Here is a 23,780-nt window from a genome sequence, read left to right as displayed (position 1 = left end):
TAAATTATTTATTTAGTAGTAAATAATAAAAATTATAACTAAAAAACACATTGAATTTCTCAATGTGTTTTTATTCTATTAAGTTTAATTAAGCTTTATTCTTATATAAAACCCTAAAGTTCTTTAGAAATTTTCTTTATTTTCTCTGTTAAACCTAGTAAATCTTTTCTTACTTCAGAAAAGCTAGCACTTACTAATTTTTTATCCTTAACAACAATCTTACCATCAACAACTACTAATTCTACATTACTAGGATTAGCAGAATATACTATTGTTGCATAATAATCATATATAGGTTGCATATTTACTGATTTTGTTTCTATTAAAGTTAAATCAGCTTTTTTACCAACCTCTATAGATCCAACTTCTTTATCAATTCCTAAAACTTTAGCTCCACCTATGGTTCCCATTTCTATTAAATCTATTGATGGTAGTAAAGTTCTATCTTTATTAAATAATTTATGAATTTTTCCCACTTGTGACATCTGGCTTAATATATCTAAAGTATTTCCACTCATAGGACCATCTGTTCCAAGTCCAATATTTATTCCTTTTTCTCTCATCTTTAATATTGGTGCTATTCCTTTAGCGCCTTTAGAATTTGCCCCTATATTATGAGATATATTAACATTATTCTTCTTTAAAATTTCTATATCTTCTTCATTAACTAAAACTGCATGGGCCGCTATAAAATTAGAGTCTAAAACCCCAAGCTTATCTAAATAAGAAACTGGAGTAAGATTATATTTATTTTTATATTCCTCTAACTCATAGTCCATTTCTGCTAAATGCATAGTTATAGGAACATCATATTTTTTACTAATTTTATATGCTTCCTTTAATGATTCCTCTGTATTTGTATAAGGTGCATGAGGAGCTATTCCTGGAGTTATCAAATCATCATTTTTCCATTTTTCTATAAATTTTATGGAATAATCTATCCCTCCAAAAGCCTTTTCTGAATCTGGCGAAGGAAAATCTACTATTGTCTCACAAAGCACTCCTCTCATATTTAATTCTTTAGCAGCTTTCGCTACCTCATCTTCAAAATAATACATATCACAAAAGGTAGTTACTCCACCTAATAACATTTCTGCTATAGCATACTTTGCTCCTATATAAGTCAATTCTTTATCAACTAATCTTTGTTCTAAAGGAAATAAATATCTCTTTAATCTATCCTTACAATCGTCAGCTAAACTTCTAAAAGGAACCATAGACCCATGAGTATGACAATTTATCATACCTGGCATTAATATTCCCTCTTCACCATCTATTACCTCAACTTTATATCCACTTCTTTTTAATTTTTCTTCTGTCCTTACATCAGTTCCAACATATACTATTTTATTTTTTTCAAAAACAACTAAACCATTTTCTATAATTTCTTTATGTTCATTCATAGTAATAACTGTAACATTTTTTATTAAAGTTACTATTTTACTCATATTATCCCCTCCAAAATCCACCTAAAATATAGCTAAAAATAAGAGGCTATATCTACTAAGATACATCCCCTTACTTTCCTTTTATATTACTTTGCGTAATTAAGTTAAAGCTAACTAAATAAAAATCAATAATCACTTAATATAGACTTTATTTGAATAAAGAAACAATACTACCTTTTTTAACATCTATTAACCCTTTATCTGTTATCTTTAATGCAGGACTAACAGGTAAAGATAAAGTGCTAAATGACATAATTTCATTCATATGATTATATCCTAAATCTCTCATGGCACTCCTAACTTCCCCTAGCTTTTCTCCTATGATTTCAATAGGTTCATCACTGATTATTCCACCTATTGGTAACTCTAATTTAGCAATTACTTCATTATTTTTTGAGACTACATATCCTCCCCTAGAATTTATAACCTCATTAGCCGCTATAGTCATATCACTAATATTTCTTCCCATTACCATAAGGTTATGATGATCATGAGCCCAAGTAGTTGCTATTGCTCCCTCTTTTATAATTTCTCCTTCTACTAATCCAAAAGATATATTATTATTTTTACCATATCTCTCAAAAACAGCAATTAATGCACAGCTACTCTTTTCCCATTGTAAAATATTATTATAAACATTTAAAGTTACTTCTCCCTCTTCTGTAAAAGTAGTATTCTTTAAGACTTTCATAGTTCTACAATTTACTTTATTTTTATACTTATTTGGTACTTTAACCTCTAAACTTTCTTTAGTAATATTATTTAATTCTATACTATTATAAAATCTATAATCTAATTTGCTTTTATCTTCAAAAAACTCTTCTTTTAACCCCTTATCTCTATTAAAAACCATTTCCCCATTTTTATAAACTTCATATATATTAAAATCTTCTATACTATCTAACAATATAAAATCTGCTAGCTTTCCAGGTGCAATTGTTCCTCTATCTAAAAGATTCATTCTTCTAGCTGGTGTATATGTAGATGCATATATTGCATTCTCTATAGACATTCCAAGCTTTACGGCTTCCTTTAAAATCTCATCAAGATGCCCCTTAACTAATTTATCTGCCATTACATCATCTGTTACTAATGCAAAATGCTCATATAAATTATTTTCAATCAAAAATTTTATATTCTCTAATGTCATTGATTTATGTTGCATCTCTATAAACATACCATTTTGAATTTTTTCTTGAAGGGATCCAACTGACTGCTGAGTATGATCCCCATTAACCCCTCTATAAATATAAAGTGATAAATCTACTCCTTGTATTTTAGGACAATGCCCTTCTAAAGGTATATTTTTTTCTTTACTTATATTTATTATTTTATTTATATTAGAATCATCATCTTCTATTAAGTCTTTAAAGTTCATTACTTCTCCAAGACAAATAATATTATCATACTCTAATAATCTTTTTACCTCATTGTGAGTTATTTTCTCCCCTGTTGTCTCTAGTGAACTTGAAGTTGAAGGTACTGAGCTAGGTATGCCATAAAATATATCTAGATTCCCCTTAAATTTAATAAATTCTTCTATACCTCTTATCCCAAAAACATTAGCAATTTCATGAGGATCAGCTACTACTGTAGTGACCCCATGTTTTATTGCCGCCTTAGAAAATTCCCTTGGAATAGTCATAGAACTCTCTATATGCATGTGTATATCTATTAATCCAGGAATTATATATTTGCCTTCCCCATCTATTACATTTTCAGACCATAATCTATCTTCATATCCTTTCCCTATATGAAGAAATTTCCCCTTATTTATTAAGACATCACTTTTTATGAATTTTTTAAAATAACTATTATATACCTTTAAATTTTTAATAATTAATTCTACTTGCATTTCACTACCTGCAAACTAGTTCATTATTCTGTTCCAGTTATTAACCCATTGATCCATTACTGAATTAACAAACTTAAAGTCAATTACCTTAGCATTATCAACCACTGGTCCATATGTTAAGTTTTTAGTTTCTTCTTCACTTAATTTAACTTCTTTATTAACTGGTGATTCATTTAAAGCTTTAGCAGTTTTCTCCTGAACTTCTTTGCTTAATGCATAGTTAATAAATTCATAAGCTAAATCTTTATTTTTAGAATTCTTATTTATATTTATTGTATTAAAGTTTAAGTAAGTTCCTGACTCAGGTATTACATTTATAACCTCTGGTTTAGCTTTTGAAATTGTTCCAAAAGCAAAGTCTGATGCTACAGCAGCTACTATTTCACCATTTGAGAACATATTAGCTAAATCTGAAGATTTACTATAAGTTTTAACAACATTTGGTTTTAAAGCTTCTAATTCTTTAAATGCAGCTTCTCCATTATCAGTTTTAACATCTACTCCTGCCTTTTCTGCTGCTATTTCTACCATTGCTGGACCATTAGTTGTTGTAATATCTGGTATAGCTATTTTATTTTTAAGTTCTGGTTTCCATAAATCTTCCCAAGAATTTATTTCAATTCCTGCTGAAGGATCTACAACTATTCCTATACTATTTAATGTATATGCTGGTCCATATCCTGCCTCTACTGTAGATTTAGCCTTTTCATTCATCTCACTTGCATTAGGAATCTTTGAATAATCTAATTTATCGAATATACCTGCTTCTACTCCTTGCTCTGCAAAAGATTCTGCTAAATAAGTTATATCTATTTGTGAGTTAGGATTATTTTTTATCTTAGTTAATCTTTCTGAGTTATTACCTATATCTAAAACTATTTCCACACCATGTTCTTTAGCAAATGGTTCAAATACTGTCTCCTTTAATACATCTTCATTTAATCCCCAAGTTGAAACTACTAATTTTTTTCCTGCCTCTGCTCCTTCTGTTTTTCCACATCCAACTAAAGATGTCCCTAGTACTAATCCTGTTAATAAGGTTGCTAAAATTTTCTTTTTCATAAGATTCTCCTTTATAAACATATTTTTTATATTTAAGTTTTATAAAATTACTATTTTATCCACTGGTAATTGAAGTTTTATATTTTGTCCCTTTTCATATATGCCGTCATTTTCACTATTTACAATTAGATTCCCAAGTTTTGTTTTAATATCATATTGGTATGCCTTTCCTAAGAAAGTTCTAACCTCTATAACTCCATCTACAGTGTTTTCTAAATCCTCTTTTACAATCTTTATATCATCTGGTCTTATAGTTGCTTTTACTTCGTTCTTATCCTTAACCTTGTTAACTTTTAAGTTAATTCCACTCTCATTTTTGTATGTATCTTCTGATACCTTTATTAAATCTATAAAGTTTTCAAAACCTACAAATCTTGCAACAAACTCTGTTGCTGGATTTGAATAAATATTTTCTGGAGTATCAAATTGTTCTATTACCCCTTTATTTAAAACTGCTACTTTATCTGAAATTGAAAAACATTCTTCTTGGTCATGAGTTACGAATAATGTTGTTATTCCAAGCTTTTGTTGAAGTTTTCTTATTTCAACTCTCATTTTTAATCTTAATTTAGCATCTAAGTTGCTTAAAGGTTCATCTAGTAATAAAAGACTTGGCTCTATTACTAAGGCTCTTGCTATGGCAACCCTTTGTCTTTGTCCTCCAGATAATTCCTTTGGATACCTCTTTGCTAAATGACTCATATCAACAACTTTTAATATATCATCAACCTTTTTTCTTATTTCTTCTTTGCTCATCTTTTTCATCTTTAATCCAAAGGCTACATTTTCTTCTACTGTTAAGTGAGGAAACAATGCATAGCTTTGAAAGACTAATCCAAAGTTTCTATTATGAACAGGTATATTTGTATAGTCTTCATCTCCTAATAAAAACTTTCCTGCTGTTGGTTCTATAAATCCAGCTACAACCCTTAATGTTGTTGTCTTTCCACACCCACTTGGTCCTAAAAGAGAAACTAATTCTCCTTTTTTAACTTTTAAATTTAGATTTTCCAATATATTATTTTTCTTATCATAAGAAACATTTATATTCTGTAGGTTTATTAAATCCATGTTTTCATCCTCCAAATAAATTTTTAACTTAAATTCTATCCTGCAAAATTATTTAATCCTAATGTTTTTTCTAATATGTACATAATTCCAATAGTTAATATCATTAAGATTACTGATAAAGCTGATACTGTTGGATCATAATTATATTCAACATAGTTCATCATAGTTGTAGGTAATGTGCTTACTCCTGGTCCAGTTAGAAATATAGATACTGGAACATTATTAAATGAATTTATAAAAGCCAACATAAATGCTGCCATTACCCCTGATGTTATATTTGGTAAAACTACTTTAAAGAAAGTTTGTGATTTTTTACATCCTAAGCTCATAGCTGCTTCCTCTATGGAATAATCAAACCCCTCTAAACTTGATCCTACAACTCTTATGATGTAAGGAATTATTATTAAAGTATGTCCAATAAACAAACTAGCATATACTGATAAGTTCATCTTTACCAATAAAAACTGAAACAATGAGAATCCCACTACTATTCCAGGAACTATTAAAGGCGAAAAGAAGAAACTCTTAAGAATATCTTTTCCTTTGAAGTTATATCTACTTAATCCATAAGCCGCCGGCATTCCTATAACCAAAGCTGATAATGTAGATACTGTAGATATTAAGAAGCTTGTCCCCATACTTTTTATAAATGACTCAGATTTAAATACTGTAATAAACCATTGCAAACTAAATCCTTTTGGAGGAAATGCTATATAATTTTCTGTTCCTATACTAGTCATGGCAATAATTACTAGCGGTGCAAATAGAAATATATAAACCAAAACAACGAAGGTTGTTAATACTTTGCTCTTCTTCACTTTAAGAAACCCCTCTCTTATCTAATCTTGATGCTAGGAAGTTAATCCCCTTTATTACTATTAAAGTGACTACAATCATTATTGTTGCTACAACTGCGGCCCCTTGCCAATCACCTAATGTCATAGTTTTTTGGTATATTAAAGTTGCTAAAACCGTATTTTTATTTCCTCCTAATAATTGAGGTGTTGTGTAAGCTGTTAAGGAACCTGTAAATACCAAAACTGTTCCAACTATTAATCCTGGTAAGCTAAGTGGAAATACAACTTTAAAGAATGCTTTTAATCTATTAGCTCCTAAACTTTCTGCTGCTTCTAATAAGTCATTATCTATATTTTCCATAACTCCTACTAGGGAGATAATCATAAGTGGTAAGAAAATATAAATTGTACCTATTATAATAGCTCCTTCTGTATATAGTAGTGATAATGGCTCTTGTATTAAATTAAACTTCATTAATAAACTATTGATTATTCCATTTTTTCCTAAGATACTCATCCAAGCAAATGAACGAACAACTGAATTTGTTAATATGGGAAAGACTGTTAAGGCTATAAGAAAACCTCTCACCTTTTTAGAAACTCTTGATATGTAATAAGAAACTGGCACACCTATAAACATGCAAATTATAGATGATACTAAAGATATCTTAATGGTTCTCCAAAATATTGACATCATATAAGAATCTGTGAAAAATTCTTTATAGGCACTAAACATACCACCATTTGTATTAGTGAAAGTAGGAATTATTACATCTACTAATGGAACTATCATAAAATATGCTACTAATACTATGCAGGGTATAAATAATAAATACTGGCTTATTTTCCTCATGTTTTTCCTCCGTCTCTAAGTGCTGTATCTTTACTCACTGTTTTTAATTTCTACATAATTTAATTTTATTCTACTTTTTATTGCGTATATTGTCAATATAATATAAAATAATATTCGTAAATTATATTATTTTAATACCTTTAAATTAATCAAATTAAAAATTTATTCATATTCCAATAAAAATCACGAATATTATACAACCATAGAAAATCCCTATAATAATAAATAAAATCCATATATAAACACAAAAAGACAATAATCATATATATTTTTCAATATGATTATTGTCTTAAATATGGTATTTAAATAAAAAATTTTAAGTTATTGTTAACTTATATATGTAAACTTATACATAGTTTTAAATCTCTTCTTAGTTTAAAATACAATTTAGACCAAACTTATAAAACATAGATAACCTATTTCTAAAATTATCTCCTCAAAGCCATCATTTAAGAACTCTATAACAGCATCTTTATTATTTTCAATAACTCTTGAAAAAGTAATAATATTATTCTTTATCTCTTCCCTTTGTATTTTTTCATCATTAATACAATAATTTAAAAATACAGAATATCTTGTTAATAAATATTCTAATATAATTAATTGGAAAGAAATTATCATATCTTCCATATCATCACTTGTACAATTACTAAATATCTTAGATATAATACATTTTTTAAGTAAATCTTCAAATTCTTTAAATGATTCTTTATATTTCTCCCACTTTTCACTTAAAAGATTTATATTAGTATTTTCAGCAAAATCAGATACTCTTTCTAGTACACACTTTAGATTAGAAATACTCTTATAATTTTCTATAATATCTAAAAACAGAGAGTTTACTTCCTCTAATGATTCACCTTTATTTATTTTTATTTCATTATATAGATAAATCACTTCTTTTATGTACTCTATGTTACTATACTTTTCTAGTTCATCTAAGAAAATATCTTCACTAGTATAACTTTCATTTTCTAATATATTTAACAACATCTCAAAACCTAAAAGTAATTTTTCTTCTAAGGAAAATCCCTCTTCATACATTATATTTATTAAAGTATCCCTCAATTTAAGCTCTAATGGTATATCTTCTTTATTTATTTTTTCCAATTGATTTATTATAATCTCACTATCTATATTATCTAATATTTCCATAACTTCTGGACATGAACATGATAAAGAAAGCTCTTTTCTATATTCAAACTCATTACTTATTCTTGGAAATGTACTACAAGTTTTAGATAAATACTCTTCCCCTTTACACTTAACTATATTACACAGTCCCTTACAATCTAAAAAAGAACACGCTTCAAAGGTATCTTTGTTTATAAAGTATAATTTTTCCCCATTAACTTCTCTCACTTTTACATTATTTAAAAGGTATTTAGAATGTTCTTTATTATTTTTCCATTTTTCATATGTATCCTTATCTATATCAATATCCCATCCTTCACAACAAGTGAATTTACAGCTATCAGCTATACACTTAAAATCATCATAACCTGAAAGTTTCTTAATAATCTTTTCTTCATTCATATAATTTCTCTCCATATTTTCATTATATTAGTTAAAAGTCTAATTACTCTAATAAATGTAATTATAGCACACTTTCTAATTTACTATTTTTTACTATACTATTCTTATTCCTATAATAAAAAATCTACCAGACAATAAAACTAAAGTCTGATAGATTTTAAAATAAATATATTAAATATAAAGAAACATATCTTATATTTACTCTTCACTACTAAATAATCCAGCTCCCTTAAGTATATCCTGTTCTAAAAATAGACTTGTAACAGCTTGGTTATAATCAACTACTTTCTGAGCTTTCTTTATTTTCTTAGCATATTTTTTATTATTTGAGAACATATATATCATATATCCCCATAGCTCCTTCATTCTAAACATTGCATTTCTATCTTCATTAAATACTTCTCTGTACTTACTAAATATTTCATCATGAAACTCTTTTAATACCTTTTTGTCCATAAACTCATTGTTTAAAATTTCATTCATTAAGGCTGGGTTAGCTAAGACCCCTCTTCCTAACATTATTTTATCCACTTCTTTGAATTCTTCAACCAATTTATTATGATCCTCTAAGGTAAAAATATCTCCATTATAACAAACTGGATTCTTACTTAAAGAAATTGCATCTTTAAAAACCTCTAAATTAGGTTTATTTCCATAAAAATCTTGTCTTGTTCTAGGATGAATAATAAGCTCCTCCATAGGATACTTATTATAAATTTTTATAAGTTCATAAAATTCCTCAGGCTTATCCATTCCTAATCTAGTTTTTATTGAAATTTTTATGTCATCTATTTTAAATATTTCTTCTAAAAACTTATCAAGTTCTTCCTTGTGAACTAAAAAACCTGACCCTCTTTTCTTACCAACAACTGTTCCAGAGGGACATCCTAAGTTTAAATTTATTTCATTATATCCTAAATCCTTAAGCTTTTTAGCTGTTAAAATAAACCCTTCTGAATCATTGGTAAGTATTTGTGGAACTAAGTTTATTCCTTTATTATTCTCTGGCAAAACATCTCTTAATTCCTTAGTTTTAAGACTTTTACTACTATTTGGAACAACAAAAGGGGCAAAGTATTTATCAATTCCGCCAAAAAACTTTTCATAAGAATTTCTATATATAAATCCAGTAATCCCTTCCATTGGTGCTAAATAATACTTCATTTGTTTCTCCTTTTTTTAAAGATTCTAGAAAATATTATAACAGGCTTTTTTCTTCTTATCCACTTAGTAATTAAAGTATTTTTATGTAAATTTCTTTAATTAGCTATTCACTTTCTTCTATGGAAATTGCATAACTCTTATCTCTTATGTAAAATTCTTTTATTAAAAATATAAGTATTATCAGGGTAGCTAAAATATCATCTAAGGGTTGTGAAATCCACACTCCATTTAGTCCATATACTCTAGGTATTATAAATACAATAGGTATAAATAGTATAACTTGTCTTAATAAACTTAAAAAAATTGACTTTTTAACATTTCCTATAGACTGAAAATATACTGCCCCTAAGATTGAAACCCCTAAGGTGGGTAGGGCAATTGTATATATTTTTAACCCATTAAGTGCTATATTTATTAACTCCTTATCCTTTGTAAATATATTAATAAACTCCCTTGGATAAATTCTAATAAGTACAAGGCCTAGAGTTAAAATTAAAGTTGCAATTATTATAGTCATTAATAGAGTTTTTTTAGCACGTTTATACTCCTTCGCTCCATAATTATATGCAACTATGGTTTGCATTCCTTGGCTCAGTCCAAAGACTGGCATCAAAAACAAAAGATATATAGATGTTATTGAAGTCATTGCACCTATAGCTAAATCTCCACCATAATCCTTAAGCACTCTATTTGTTATTAAATGTATAAATCCTGCTGCAAGCTCCATAAAAAACGGAGTTAAAGCAATTAAGATTATTGCCCTTAAAATATTCTTATTTAATATCTTTCCTTTAATCCTTAACTTTAAGTTTGACTTTCCTAAGGTAAAATAATACATTGTCCAAAGAAAAACTATGAATTGACAAATTATAGTTCCTAAGGCAGCTCCCTTAATTCCCATATGAAATAAGAATATAAATATTGGGTCTAAAATTATGTTTAAAACACAACTTATTATCATGATTTTACCAGCTAACTTTGGATTTCCCTCAGCTCTTATTGCATTATTAAGAGCAAATCCAGGAAAGTTAAACCATGCCCCTATAAGTATTACCCTCATATAATCCTTTGCATATATAATAGTTTCCTTACTTGCACCAAAAAAATATAGTATTTTTTCTAAAAATGAGAATCCAAAGATCATAATGATTAAAGCAACAACTATGGATAATATAAAAGTATTTCCTAATATTCTTTCAGCTTCTTCCCTCTTTTCTTCCCCTAGCTTTATTGATATATTAGTGCTTCCACCTACAGATATGGCAACGCAGAAAGCACCTAATATTGTAAACAAGGGCATAGTTACTCCTAAGCCAGATATGGCAAGGGCTCCTATATCCTTAATAGATCCTATAAAAGCTCTATCTACAGTGTTATATAAGGAAGTTACCATCATAGATAGTATAGCTGGTAGTGAATATTTTAAAAGTAATCTCCCTATTTTTTCATTCTTTAGTTCATATTGATTTTTCATAATAATGTCCCTATTCCTAATGTCCTATATTTCTTATGATGAATAATCATTTCATTTGTTATTAATAATTATTATCAAGTCTTGTTTATTATAGCATCTACTTATTCTTAGTCAATATTTTCTGTGCATAGTTTTAAAAATATTAAATATTTCTTCCATAACTTAAAAACAATAAATATGATTATAGGGATGGTTTGTTATAAACTTAAAATATCTTTCCTTATTTAAGAAAGGTTTAAACGCTCCTTAAGTTAAATATTTTCAAAATTACAACTCACTTAAAATATATCCTAAAATTAAAATAACCTACAAAAATCTATAAAAAGACTTTTGTAGGTTACAAGATAAAATCTATTCTACTTTTTCAATATACTTGCAATTTAAATATATGTGATTTAGAAAAACTAATAGTCTTTCATAAAGAGGATGTACTTTTTCACCAAACCTAGCCTCTAAAGCTTCACCAATTTCCTTAACGGTATTAGTTCCATTGATTTGTAAAAACACTTCACTACCATATTCATCTAAAGAAGTTCTTTTATACATTGGAATCTTAAATTTCAATTTTCTAAAAAACCTTTGAATCTTATGATCTTGTTTTTCTAAAATAGTAACTATTCCCTCTTCATCAACTTCATACTGAAGATTATCACAGATTTTAAATCGCATATTTAAAAGTTCATCATTATCCATTATAATTCACCTTAGATTTCATAATAGGCAATGTAGTTGCTAAAACTAAAAGAATAAGCACTATTATTGCCATTCCATTGCTAGCTACAAAACCAGTTGGTGTTCCAGGTGTTATTATTCCTGTTACTTGTAGAACTATTCCTATTAATCCCACAATAGATCCTCCAGCAACAAGACCAGAAGATAAACTTATTCCATTTGAAACCTTAACTTCTTTTTCATGATCACTCTTGCTCATTTTTTCAATAAATACACGTATTAATGCACCTACTAAAATTATAGAAGTTGTTGATATAGGTAAATAGAATCCTATTGCAACAGTCATTATTGGTAAGTCTACTAAGTATAAGAATAAAGCCATAACTACTCCAACAATTATCATAGGCCAAGGTAAGTTTCCTTCCATTATACCTGAAGTTAATGTTGACATTAAGTTAGCTTGTGGTAACGCAAAAGGTGCATCTGCTCCTGTTATTGATAATTGGCTAGAAAGTACTAATATTGTTCCAGTAACAACAACAACACCAACTATACTTGCAATCATGAAAGAGTTTTGCATTTCTTTTTTGCTTCCACCAATTATATATGTTACCTTTTGAGATTGGCTATATCCACCTGCTACAGAGATTGAAACAACCATAAATGTAGCAAATAAAAGTAATGCTTTGTTATCAGCTTTTCCAGTCCATCCCATTATAACGAATACTAGTGTTAATATTACTAATGAAGCTATTGTCATACCTGATACAGGAAGGTTTGATGTTCCTATTGTACCAGTTAAACGTCCTGCAACTATTACGAATAGTAATGATAGGATTATTGAAACAACTGCTCCTGTTATAGCCATTGCAATGCTATTAGAAATGAAGAATCCTATAACAAAAGCTAATACAGCTCCTACTAAAAGTATTATTATAGATCCGCTATTTTTCTCAGCATTTTCTTCGTTAACAGGACTTGCTTTTAATGTTTCTTTTATTGAAACTATTATAGTTGGTATAAGTTTTATAGCACCTATAATACCTCCACAAAGCATCATTCCTGCTCCTATGTACTTAACGTAACTTCCTGATATTGCATTTACGTCCATTTGGTGAATTAACATTGAAGCGTCATTCCATGAATGCATGCTCTTCTCTGCCATATCACTGAAATATCCTATTAATGGAGCTATACCAAAGTTAGCAAGTATAGATCCTGCAAACATAGTAAGGGATACTTCTAATCCAACTATAAATCCAATACCAAGTAAAAGTGGGTTTACTTCAGTAGAAAACTTCCACTTATAAAATTTGCTTCCTAAATATGTAACAGTATTGTTTATTAAGTTTAAAAATGATCCTGTTAAAACATTTATGATACCACTTATAACAAATCCAATACCCATAAATTTAATTGAGTCTTCACTTCCTTCAGAAGCAACAAGAGTTTCAGATATTGCCATTGACTCAGGATACATAAGTTTTCCATGTTCCTCAACTATTAGATAGTTATAAACTAGTGATAGACATCCTATACCAAATAGAACTCCTCCTACACCTGCAGCTACACCCTCTAAGAAAGTAAAATCACTTCCTATTAGTATAATTGCTGGTAATACAAATATCATACCACTTGCTATAGATTCTCCTCCACTTGCCATACCTTGAGTTATGTTTTTTCCAAGAATACCTTTACTACGTGCAAATATTCCTACAAAAACTGACCCTATAATAGCTCCAGGTATACCAGCAGCAACAGTTAATCCTGACTTCATACCTGAATAAGCAGTAGAAGCAGCAAAAACAATAGCTAATACTATACCTATTATTAGTACAGGAAGATTAACTCCATTTTTTGACTTACCAGTAAAATAAGGAACATAATCTTTACCGCTTACACCACCATAAGCTTCCTTAGGTAATTTCTTTTTCATACACCTAATCTCTCCTTTCCTTTATTCATATCAAGGGATAAAAGTATCTATTGATATGTTCTATTGTTATATTTTCTATAAAATGCACAAATATTATACTATATCCACATAAAACAAAAGTTATAATGCTATTTAAACTAATTATTGCGCATATTATATTTAAACTCATCTTAAAAGACAGGCTAAACAAAAAGCTGTCAATTAAGTTAACCTTTATATAGTAATTTATTATCACTATACTTTTAAAATGTTTTTAGAACTTTCTAAATACATAAAGAAGAAATGCTTATAATTAAGTATTTCATTGTTTCAATGAATTAATACTTTGCTTAAATCTACCTATAAAAATTAGATTTTTTTTATATTTTCATGGTGTATTTTACTATTAAAATATTTTTATCATGCTTATAATAATACCATTTTAACTTAAAAAAATCCATGATAATTCTTTCACATATACAAATTTTTTACATTTATTATTAAATAATATTGATTTTTTTGAAATTTAACATTTCATCATAAACCTTATATAAAAACCTATAAAAATATTTATATAAATAAAATTAAACTAAAAAGCTGCATAGACCTATAAATCTATGCAGCTTCTCATATAACTATTTTCTAAGACTTTTAACTTTTAAGCAAATTATCTTTTCTTTCTTTTTAATACAAAAGCTCCTGAAGCCATCATTACTACTCCTAATTGTAAGAATATTGATGATGAAGCTCCTCCAGTGTTTGGTAAATTACCCTCTGGTTTATCTGGAGTTTCTGGTTTATCTGTACCTTCAGGATTTTCAGGTTTCTCTGGATTCTCAGGATCAACTGGCTTTTCTGGAGCAATTGGTCCTTCTGGTTTGTCTGGATCTACTGGTCCTTCAGTCTCTTCTTTTTTAACTAATCCATTAAGGGCTTCATTTAAAGCTTTTATAGCATTATCTACCTCATCTTGAGTAGCATCTTCCTTAGATAATACCTCTTTAGCTAAATTTAACTTTTCTATTAAGTTACTCCAAGAGTCCTTTGTATAATCTTCCTCTTTAAGCTTTTCTACTTCCTTAATAGCTTCTTCTAATTTAGACTTATCTACTTGAACCTCTTCTTTAATTGTTGAAAGTCCTATTTCATAAATAGTAGGTGCAAATCCATCCCACTCTACCTTTATTTCAAAGACATTTTCAAAATCTTCTGTATTAAACTCATTAAAGCTCTTTCCTAAACTTCCTATCTCTTTCCATCCATTTTCATTTCTTATAGATACAATCGCATTAGAAATTGTATTTGGATTTTGTACTATTGTAAACTTCTTAATATCTGTTTTGTCAGAAATTCTATAAGTTAATTGGCCAGATTTAGGTGCACTTTCTAGTGGTTTAAATGCTGTATTTAATTTTCCATCAATTAAGTTCTTAGGCTCAAACTTTGCTTCTGCTGTTGGTCTAATATCAAAATTCACATCATTATTAGAGTATTCAGCTTCTAATTTATTTAAATTAAAAGTTACATCCTTATCCGTATTGTTTATAATACGAACATAGCGAGCATTTATAGTTTCTGATAAAGTTTTTGCTTCTACCCACTCAACTCCATTAATTGATGTTTCTAATGTTAAATTATCATTATTTGTGAAATCTGAAACTATGTTAGTTACTTCTCTAAGCTTATTTAACTTAATTCCAACATATTCTCCCTTTGATAAAGTAACATCATTTAAATCTGAAAGTGTAGCTTTTTCCTCTGAAATACTTACTTCATTCTTAGCTAAAGCTTCTACATTTGTATATGCATTAACTTTCATATTATTTTCATCTTTTTTATTAACAGAGAATTCTCTAACAGCAATCCAGTTATTTAAAATTTCTTTTGTAGGGATAAATCTTAAATATTTAGCTGTTAAATCTAAATCTTCAACTACAATCTTATGCATTTTTGGTCCATAATCTACACCATCTACATCAGTCCAATTTTCACCATCCATAGAATATTGGAATTTACCATAGTTAAATGCATCTCCTTCATCTTGTCCTTGCTCAAAAGTAATGCTATTAACCTTAGTTACCTCATTTAATTCTACAGCAACATAGTCTCCTTCTTTAGCTGAATTACGAATCCACATGCATGAATATCTAGTATTATCTCCATCAGCTATATTTTGAACATGTCCCCAATAAAGAGGTGACATATTTGTATAAGGACGAAGTGTTAACTTAGTAGTATCTGGATTTATAACTTGGTCAATATTATCTCCTATGATTTTAGATAAATCCTTAATAAATGGTATTAAGTGTCTTATACCTGGTTCTGGTCTAGATTGTCCATTTATTACAGGAGTTCTATGAGATCTTGAATCAGTGTACTCTTCTTCTCCTAGAACATAGTATTTCATAGCTTCCTCATAGTTACCTTTTTCAAAAGCTACTGCTGAATTTATATATGCTATAGTTGATTCTGCTAAATCTCTTAAAGAATCAACCCATCCTTTAATTTCACTCTTTAATAATTCATTCTTAGATTTAGTTGCAAAATTATTAGTTGCATCTAAAATCTCTTGATATTCATCTAAAATAACCTTACTGTAATCTAAAACAGATTCTTTTTCCCATAATCTTCTTGTAAACTCTTCAATTACTGGTCTTAACTCTTCAGATTCTTCTAAAGATAATCCATGCCAGTTTGGAGCTGGATCACTCATGTGTTTTGCAAAGGTATATAATTCTTCACTTGCATCTGGCTCTATATATTTGAAAGAATCTTTCCAACTCTTGTCCATATCAAAATCTGCTCTATTCCATCCATAATCAGCTATAGCAAATAAAGCTACCTTTGAAGCTTGAGCTTCTTGCATTGGATTTGTTACAATTCCCTTAAAGTTTGTAACTGTTGGATCTAACATCTCACCCTTACCCATTAGTAAACGTTTATTGTTAATATCATTTACTGGCCAGTTTAACCACATAAAGGCTTGACGTCCTACAGCTTCTTCAAAGAATTCAAATGTCTCTTGAGTTACATAACCAAGTATTACATCACCAGTCCACATGATATCAATAGTTTCTGGCATTGTACCAATAGTTTTTAAGTATTCATTATTAACATCTCCACCAGCTGATTCCTTTGTATAAACCTTAGGAACAAATATAAATTCGTATACATCACCTTTTTGTAAACGCCATTTTTCTAAGTCTTCCATAAGTTTTACTTGATTATTAGCTTCTCCCTCAGCATCATCTGCAAGCACACCAAATTGACGTACTCCCACACTATATAATTGTTCAAACTTAGCTATTATCTTTTCTAAATCAGCTTTATAACTTTCTTCTGATCCAAAGTTCATACCATCTTTTAAGAATGGGTGTATTGTCCATATAAATTTATTCTTTGTTGCTATTCCAACATCAACCATTTCCTTTATTTCAGCTAACTTCTCAGCAGGATATGGCTCTCTCCACTTAAGACTGTGATACTGATCATCCTTTGGTGCAAAGATGTATGAATTCATCTTAAAATCCCCACCAAATTTCATTAAGTCCTTACGATTTTCATTGCTCCAAGGAATTCCATAATATCCTTCAATAAAACCACGCCATTGACCATCTGAATAGTCCTCAATTAATAATTCCTTTAATTCATTTCCTTCTAATTGATTAAATATTGCTTTTAAAGATGTGATACCATAAAATGCTGAATCAGTATTTTTACCTAATACAGCTATTACATTTCCCTTAACTGATACTACATGGGCATCATGATTTTCAAAATGAGAATCATTTGCTAAATTATTATCTGTAAAGTACTTGTCTACAACTCCTTCTGAGTTATTTATTCCTATTAGAAAGTTTGTCTTATCTTCTTTTATTTCATTGCTCTCTTCATAATTAATTCCCTTAATTGATAAAACCTCTAATAGTCTGTTTTTTGTTGCCTCATCAATTCCTTCTTCAAATACAACATTAGCATCAGCCCCTAAAGTTACTGTGCCATTATCATATTTTATACTTTGAGGAATTGGATAGATTTCATACTCTTCTCCCTTTGTTTCTTTGCTCTCATTAGCTAATACATTTTGTACAGGTAAGCTTGATAATAAAGTCACTGCCATAACAAAAGCCATGATCTTACTAACAAATTCAATAAGTTTGTTACCTTTTTTCCGCATTGTTTTTCCCCCTTATTTCCCTTTTTATATTTGATATAATTTATTTCCACAACATATTACTATATTTATGTTTTTATGTCAATATATTACAAATAACTTAAAATATTAAAAATTATTTTAATGAAGATATAATAATATTTCCTTTAAAAAGCATTAAATATAAAATAACCACACACCAATTTAAGTACAGGTGTGTGGTTTATGATAAAAAACTCTTTAATAAATATATATTTAATTATGAGAAGACTTTCTTCCATGATTCCTTACTGGAACAAATTCTGAAGTTGTATCATTAGGGTCAATATACTTATAATCTCCATTTTCATCTTTTCTAAGACCTAAAGATGCCATTTTCTTTTTACTATTTCTATTTTTATTACCCATTTTTATCACCTCCTATAAAAATTACATTTATTATTAGATACCCTATTATTTTTAGTTTAATATTTAAAAATTATAAATAAAATTAAAAACTCCTTCTTAATTTATATTAAGCTTAGAATTGTATCATAAACAAAAAAATATAGAGTAGAATCCCTCTCTATAGACTCTACTCTAAACATATCTTTTCTTAAAATTATTTTAAAAAGTTAGTTCTTTTATATTATAAAATTAATTTATAAGCAAAATAACTTTATATTTTTCCATTTATTATACGTTAAATAAATAGAACATTACTCCACTAAAACCTTCATCTTCAAATAATACATGAACACCATATAATCCTGATGATAAATCCTTAGTGTTTATTGTGAATTCATCTTTAGCATCTTGTTCTAGAATTGTATTTCCATTTTTATCAACAACTCTAATAGTTTTAGCTACATTTTTTCCTTCTCTATTATATACTTTTGAGTCACCTATAACTTTACCATTAGAAGGCTTTAACTCTCCTGCTGCAATAAATTGCTCTTGTGCATTTAATGTATTAAGCTTCTTTAATTTTGATAAAGGTCTTAAGTCTTTAACTTCATTATAATCCATATTTAAAGTTTCTAAATTTTTAGCATTTTCTAAGCCTGATAAATCAACAACTCCGCTTAATGTTAATGTAGTTAAACTGTACATGTCCCCTAAAGTTATATCTCCAGTTTTATTTAATTGATTTTGAATTGACTTAAGCAAATATTTATCTGGTATATTAATAACAGCATTTAAATCTACTTTTACTAAAGAATCCATTGCCTTATTTAACTCTTCAAGGGCAGAATTTATTGTCTCTTTATCCTTAGAAAGTAAGGCTTCTTCTCCCTTTGATATTGCATTTTTTAAAGCTTCTGAACTTTCTTCTGTGTAATTATTTAAGTCTAATTTTTTAGCCTCTTCTAGTGCCTTATTTAACTCTGTTGTATCATACTCTGCTAAATTTCTAAACTTAGCATCTGCCCAGTCTGCATGATCCCAAGTGTTTCCATTATCAGCTACATCTACTACTAATTTAATCTCTTTAGAGTTTCTTACATCTACAACTAAACGTTTCTTTGGAGTATCAATTCTCATTACATCTGTTTCAGCCTTTAATTCTCCATCAACATATACTTTAAACTTAACACTAGAAACTTTTTTGTCTGCAACATGTCTATCAATACCTACCCAAGTGTCAAAGATATCATACCCTTCTGAATTATAAACTATTTCTGAATATGAGTGAGTTCCTATTCCTTTAGCAAAGGTTTCAACAGAATTATCTTCATTTAATAATCTTATTTGATTTCCACTTACTGCTCTATCTTTTCTTACAGAACCTGAGCCTATAGTTGCAGATTTCCAATTTAAATCAGATAATTGAGTTTCTTTATCTGTAACTGCTATAGTTCTTGAACATTCAGAGGTTAATCCATCACTATCTGTTACTGAGTACACAACTGTAAATATTCCTGACTTTCCTTCAACAAAGTCTGAAGATTTTATTTGTATTTTAGAAGTTATATTTCCATCTTCAATATCTGTTGCAGTTATTCCTTCCATTAAATCTACTTTTTCATCCATACTATAAGCTAAATTTTCACCTTTAATTATTGGTTTTGAAGATAAAGTAGCTAATTTAGCATCTCCAAAGCTTGCATGATCTGAACTATCTCCATCTCCAGCATCATTTACTATTAATTTTAGCTCCTTAGCGTTTTTTACATCCACCTTAACATATTTTTGAGGTGTTGTACTTCTCATTACTCCACTATTAAACTTTTCTTCTCCATCAACTAAAACTTTAAAAATAACTGAAGAGGCTGGTCTAGATGACATTGCTTTATCAACACCTACATAAGATTCAAAGTAGTCATAATCTTTTCCTTCTAAATCATATACATACTCTGCATTTGAATGAAGACCTAATCCCTTATTATAGTCAACAAAGTCTCCATCTCTTGTAAGACCTATTACTCCTCCACTTATGCTCTTATCTTTTCTAACAGTTCCCCATCCATTTGAAGATTGTTTAGGAGTTAAATCACTCATATACTCTTTTCTACTTACAACATTAACCTTAGAAGTTTTAGTGTATTCATTGCCTTTAGAATCTTCTAAGCTATATAAAACTTCATATTCTCCAACTTTAGAAGTATTTACATTACTTGATTTAACTTTTACAGATTCACTTAGAGAATTACCTTTTATGTCCTTAGCTACAATATATTCTTCTTCATTAAACTCCTCACCTAAAGCTAGTGTAATCACTGGGTTTACAGATAAAGTTGGTTGCAATGCATTTACCTCTATTGGATTTAAGGTATTTAACTTTCTATCATATGGTGTTACTACATATACACCATCCTCATCTAAATTAGATTTAGTATCAACAAAGCTATCATTAGAAGTAAATCCTACATACTTTCCATATCTGCGTATTTCATATCCAAGTATATTATCTTTATTTTCATCATCTACTGAGAATGAAAGTTTTATATTACCATTTGAACCACTTGTGCTTACAGATACCTTTGCATTCTCTGTGAATCCATCACCTTTATAATTCATTGCTAAATCATTTAAGTAATAGATCTTTTTATCAGGCTTTGGATACTTAGCTAAATCCTCTTTAACCTTATCATCAACACGAATACCATGTCTTGCAAAGAACTCAGTTAAATCTAACTCCATAGCATCTGATGCTGCCACAACCCAAGATTTATATATATCTTCTCTATTTTTATTTCCAAAATCTCTTTCTCTAAACTGTCTTTCAAACTTTCCATAGAAAGTATTATCATATAAATATAATTGCCATAATGGCGCTAACTGAGCTAAATGAGTACTGTCAGCCTTATTATATAACTCATTATTAGAATAATCATCTAAGCCAACTTTAGGGTAGGTATTATTTTCCCATATGTTTTGGTCAGTTATTCTTGTTTTAGTTTTATATTTAGACTCAAAGAATAATGGCATCATATTATTTGTTACTTCTACTATGGTTCTTCCGCCTGTATCAAAGTTATGTCCAAGTTCATGAGCAACACCCCATCCTTTATTAGCTGCAAGTATTGCATCCTGATTTCCAGGTCTTATACCTATAACACCATTTCCAGCATTCATGAATGCTCCACCACTAAGGTTCTTAACCATAGGCATTATTCTAAAATTAAAATCTGAATTAACATCTTTTGAGTTATCAAATCCCCAGAATCCCATAGCATCAGCTATATATTGATCCCATTGCTCCGCTGTGTACTTTGGAGTTTTGTTGTTTTTCTTATACCAATCTAAAGCATAGGTAGCTTGTACAAATTCTAATGACTTGTTAGAACTTACTGCAAAAATATTTGGAGTAGTCTTAGGTTCTGCTTTAATTTTTTCAACATAGGCTTCTAACTCTTTCATTACTTCATTTTCATCTGATTTTCCTAGAATAAATACAGGATATTTGCTTGCACCTTCTATTCTTACCTTTGGTGCTCTCTTTTGACTATCACTTTTGTAATTAGTGAAGAATAAATCTCCCCCTTGAATAACATCCTTAGGTATTCCATTAGATTCATAATTTATTTCTGGTATAGTTATTTCATTTTTACCAGGCTTTAATTGGAAGCTTGTTGCTCCACCATGTTGAGTTAAAGATTGTTTGTATAATAATGTTGGAGTAGGATCACCTTCTGCTACATCCACATATACAGTTATTTTATCTCCAGCTCTAGCAGATAGTCCTGTTATTTGCCAGTCTTGGAAATTCCATACCTTTCTCTTTTTAGCTTCACTTATAGAATCTCCTCTCATTTCTAATTCAAGTACATCCTCTTTTCTTGGATTAGAAATTAATGATTCGGCTAATTCTATAGTTTCGTTAAAGTCATTATATAATGGATGATTTTTAGCTTTTTCTTTAAAGGCATTTATTTTTTCTAAACTATTAAACTCTTCACTAAGTTCACTCATAGTACCATCTGTGAAAAGCTTAGGTATTGAAGAATAAACTTCATCTGGTTTATAAAACATTAATTCATTTAAAGTTGCAGAATTTTGTTTAGATTTCTTAAATTTAAACTTAACTCTTTTAAATTCTGTAGGCTCAAATTTAGCTTCAACTAATCCCTTAGTAGCTTCATGAGCCCCTGTAGCAACTAACTTATATGTATCCCCTTTACTTGTTCTAGAAGCATATATATAAACCTCTTCAGCAAAGCCCTTTAAGTCACTTTGTCTAGAACCATAAACTATTCTATCTAAAGTTACTAAATCATTAAACTCAACCTCAACTTCATTGTTAAAAGAAGAACTATTTAATGTTCCTGTTTCCCAATAAGTATTTACATCATTATCAATAGCCTTTTCAATATTTTGAGCAGCATAATGTCTTCCATTATTTTTTATTGCTTTTATATTTTTATAAGGCATTCTATATTGATTATTATAATCATCATTAAGATTATATGTTATTTGTCCTAAAGTTGCCTTAGTAGGATTCTCAGAAGTTTCTGTTAAAATAGCTCTAGCATTATTTAGTCCTTCCTTGTATAAATCATAAATTGGATGATCTTTTAATTCATTCTCAAAGGCATTTAATTTCTCTAATGTATTAAATTCCTCAGATACTTTATTCATACTAGAATCTGTAAATAATCCATTAAACTTTTCATTTAATTTATCTTCTTTATAAAACATAAATTCTGCTGCTGAAGCCCAGTTCTGGTCAGCCTTTTTAAACTTAAACTTTAATCTTTTAAAGTCAGTTGGATTAAACTTTATTTCAACTAAATCTCTAGTTGATTCTGTATATTCTCCACTGCTTACTAAATTAAAATCATCTCCCTCATCTTTAAGAGAAGCATATATTTCAAATTCTTTTGCAAAGCCTTTTCCCCTTGCAGAGTCTCTTCTTGCAGAATATACAATTCTATCTATATTAGTTATTTCATTAAATGTAACTACTACTTCGTTTGTGAAATTTGCATCATTAGGTTTTCCTGTTTCCCAATGAGTTTCTAGATTGCCATCTATGGCTTTATCAATAGTAGAACTATTATACTTTCCACCATTATTATTTATGGATTTTATATTTGATCTGCTGACTTGAAATTCTTGATTATAAGCGTCTAATTTATCACTATTATATAAATCAAACTTACTTACCCTTGCTTGATGTGATTCATCATCATGACTAACTTCTACCTTAGAATTGTTTTTAGTGTTTAATTCCTGTGCTAAAACATCAATTGTTGTAGCAGAAAGATTTGTAATCATCGTAGCTAAAATTATAGCTGCTATTTTTCTCTTATTCATTTTTTCTCTCCTCCTGATTGACTTTCCCCTCAGAAGTGCAT

The 23,780-nt window shown here is 28.8% G+C and carries 14 protein-coding genes; all 14 read right to left on the bottom strand.

The window, feature by feature from the left end; translation table 11 throughout:
- Positions 1-113: 113 nt before the first annotated feature.
- Positions 114-1,448: an amidohydrolase gene (locus tag I6G60_RS09050; protein ID WP_003467374.1), complete on the bottom strand. Its 1,335-nt coding sequence runs from the start codon at positions 1,446-1,448 to the stop codon at positions 114-116.
- Positions 1,449-1,596: 148 nt separating this feature from the next.
- On the bottom strand, positions 1,597-3,303 hold the full coding sequence (locus I6G60_RS09045) for an adenine deaminase (RefSeq protein ID WP_003467253.1): 1,707 nt from the start codon (positions 3,301-3,303) through the stop codon (positions 1,597-1,599).
- A gap of 15 nt (positions 3,304-3,318) precedes the next feature.
- On the bottom strand, positions 3,319-4,365 hold the full coding sequence (locus I6G60_RS09040) for an ABC transporter substrate-binding protein (RefSeq protein ID WP_060670449.1): 1,047 nt from the start codon (positions 4,363-4,365) through the stop codon (positions 3,319-3,321).
- A gap of 39 nt (positions 4,366-4,404) precedes the next feature.
- Positions 4,405-5,436, bottom strand: coding sequence for an ABC transporter ATP-binding protein (locus tag I6G60_RS09035; RefSeq protein WP_078233793.1), 1,032 nt, complete (start codon positions 5,434-5,436; stop codon positions 4,405-4,407).
- Between the two features lie 35 nt (positions 5,437-5,471).
- Positions 5,472-6,254 (bottom strand): ABC transporter permease, encoded by a 783-nt coding sequence (locus I6G60_RS09030; RefSeq protein ID WP_003467290.1) that lies wholly within the window; start codon positions 6,252-6,254, stop codon positions 5,472-5,474.
- Position 6,255: 1 nt separating this feature from the next.
- Positions 6,256-7,086, bottom strand: a complete 831-nt coding sequence (locus tag I6G60_RS09025) for an ABC transporter permease (RefSeq protein WP_003462513.1) — start codon at positions 7,084-7,086, stop codon at positions 6,256-6,258.
- 387 nt (positions 7,087-7,473) lie between these two features.
- Positions 7,474-8,622 carry a flagellin lysine-N-methylase gene (fliB, locus tag I6G60_RS09020; protein WP_003467170.1) on the bottom strand — a complete coding sequence of 383 codons (1,149 nt, stop codon included), beginning with the start codon at positions 8,620-8,622 and terminating at the stop codon, positions 7,474-7,476.
- Between the two features lie 198 nt (positions 8,623-8,820).
- Entirely contained in the window at positions 8,821-9,786 is a 966-nt protein-coding gene (locus I6G60_RS09015) for a tRNA dihydrouridine synthase (protein ID WP_197925244.1), read from the bottom strand.
- A 103-nt stretch (positions 9,787-9,889) separates the two neighbouring features.
- The gene (locus I6G60_RS09010; RefSeq protein ID WP_003467272.1) at positions 9,890-11,260 is read right to left on the bottom strand and encodes an MATE family efflux transporter; all 1,371 of its coding nucleotides are present in this window, start codon (positions 11,258-11,260) and stop codon (positions 9,890-9,892) included.
- Positions 11,261-11,611: 351 nt separating this feature from the next.
- On the bottom strand, positions 11,612-11,953 hold the full coding sequence (locus tag I6G60_RS09005; protein WP_003465826.1) for a PqqD family protein: 342 nt from the start codon (positions 11,951-11,953) through the stop codon (positions 11,612-11,614).
- A complete protein-coding gene (locus I6G60_RS09000) occupies positions 11,946-13,868 on the bottom strand; it encodes an OPT family oligopeptide transporter (RefSeq protein WP_003467370.1) in 1,923 nt (640 codons plus the stop codon). The genes I6G60_RS09005 and I6G60_RS09000 overlap by 8 nt, the downstream gene beginning before the upstream one ends.
- 646 nt (positions 13,869-14,514) lie before the next feature.
- Positions 14,515-18,024 (bottom strand): hyaluronidase NagK, encoded by a 3,510-nt coding sequence (gene nagK, locus I6G60_RS08995; protein WP_164786758.1) that lies wholly within the window; start codon positions 18,022-18,024, stop codon positions 14,515-14,517.
- A gap of 231 nt (positions 18,025-18,255) precedes the next feature.
- On the bottom strand, positions 18,256-18,408 hold the full coding sequence (locus tag I6G60_RS08990) for a hypothetical protein (protein WP_003456466.1): 153 nt from the start codon (positions 18,406-18,408) through the stop codon (positions 18,256-18,258).
- 267 nt (positions 18,409-18,675) lie between these two features.
- Positions 18,676-23,739, bottom strand: a complete 5,064-nt coding sequence (locus I6G60_RS08985; RefSeq protein ID WP_197925243.1) for an NPCBM/NEW2 domain-containing protein — start codon at positions 23,737-23,739, stop codon at positions 18,676-18,678.
- Between the last annotated feature and the right edge of the window lie 41 nt (positions 23,740-23,780).

The sequence above is a fragment of the Clostridium perfringens genome (assembly GCF_016027375.1).
Taxonomy (GTDB): Bacteria; Bacillota; Clostridia; order Clostridiales; family Clostridiaceae; genus Sarcina; species Sarcina perfringens.
The sequence above is the reverse complement of the archived record's forward strand: the minus strand, read 5'-3'. Positions and strand labels throughout refer to the sequence as shown.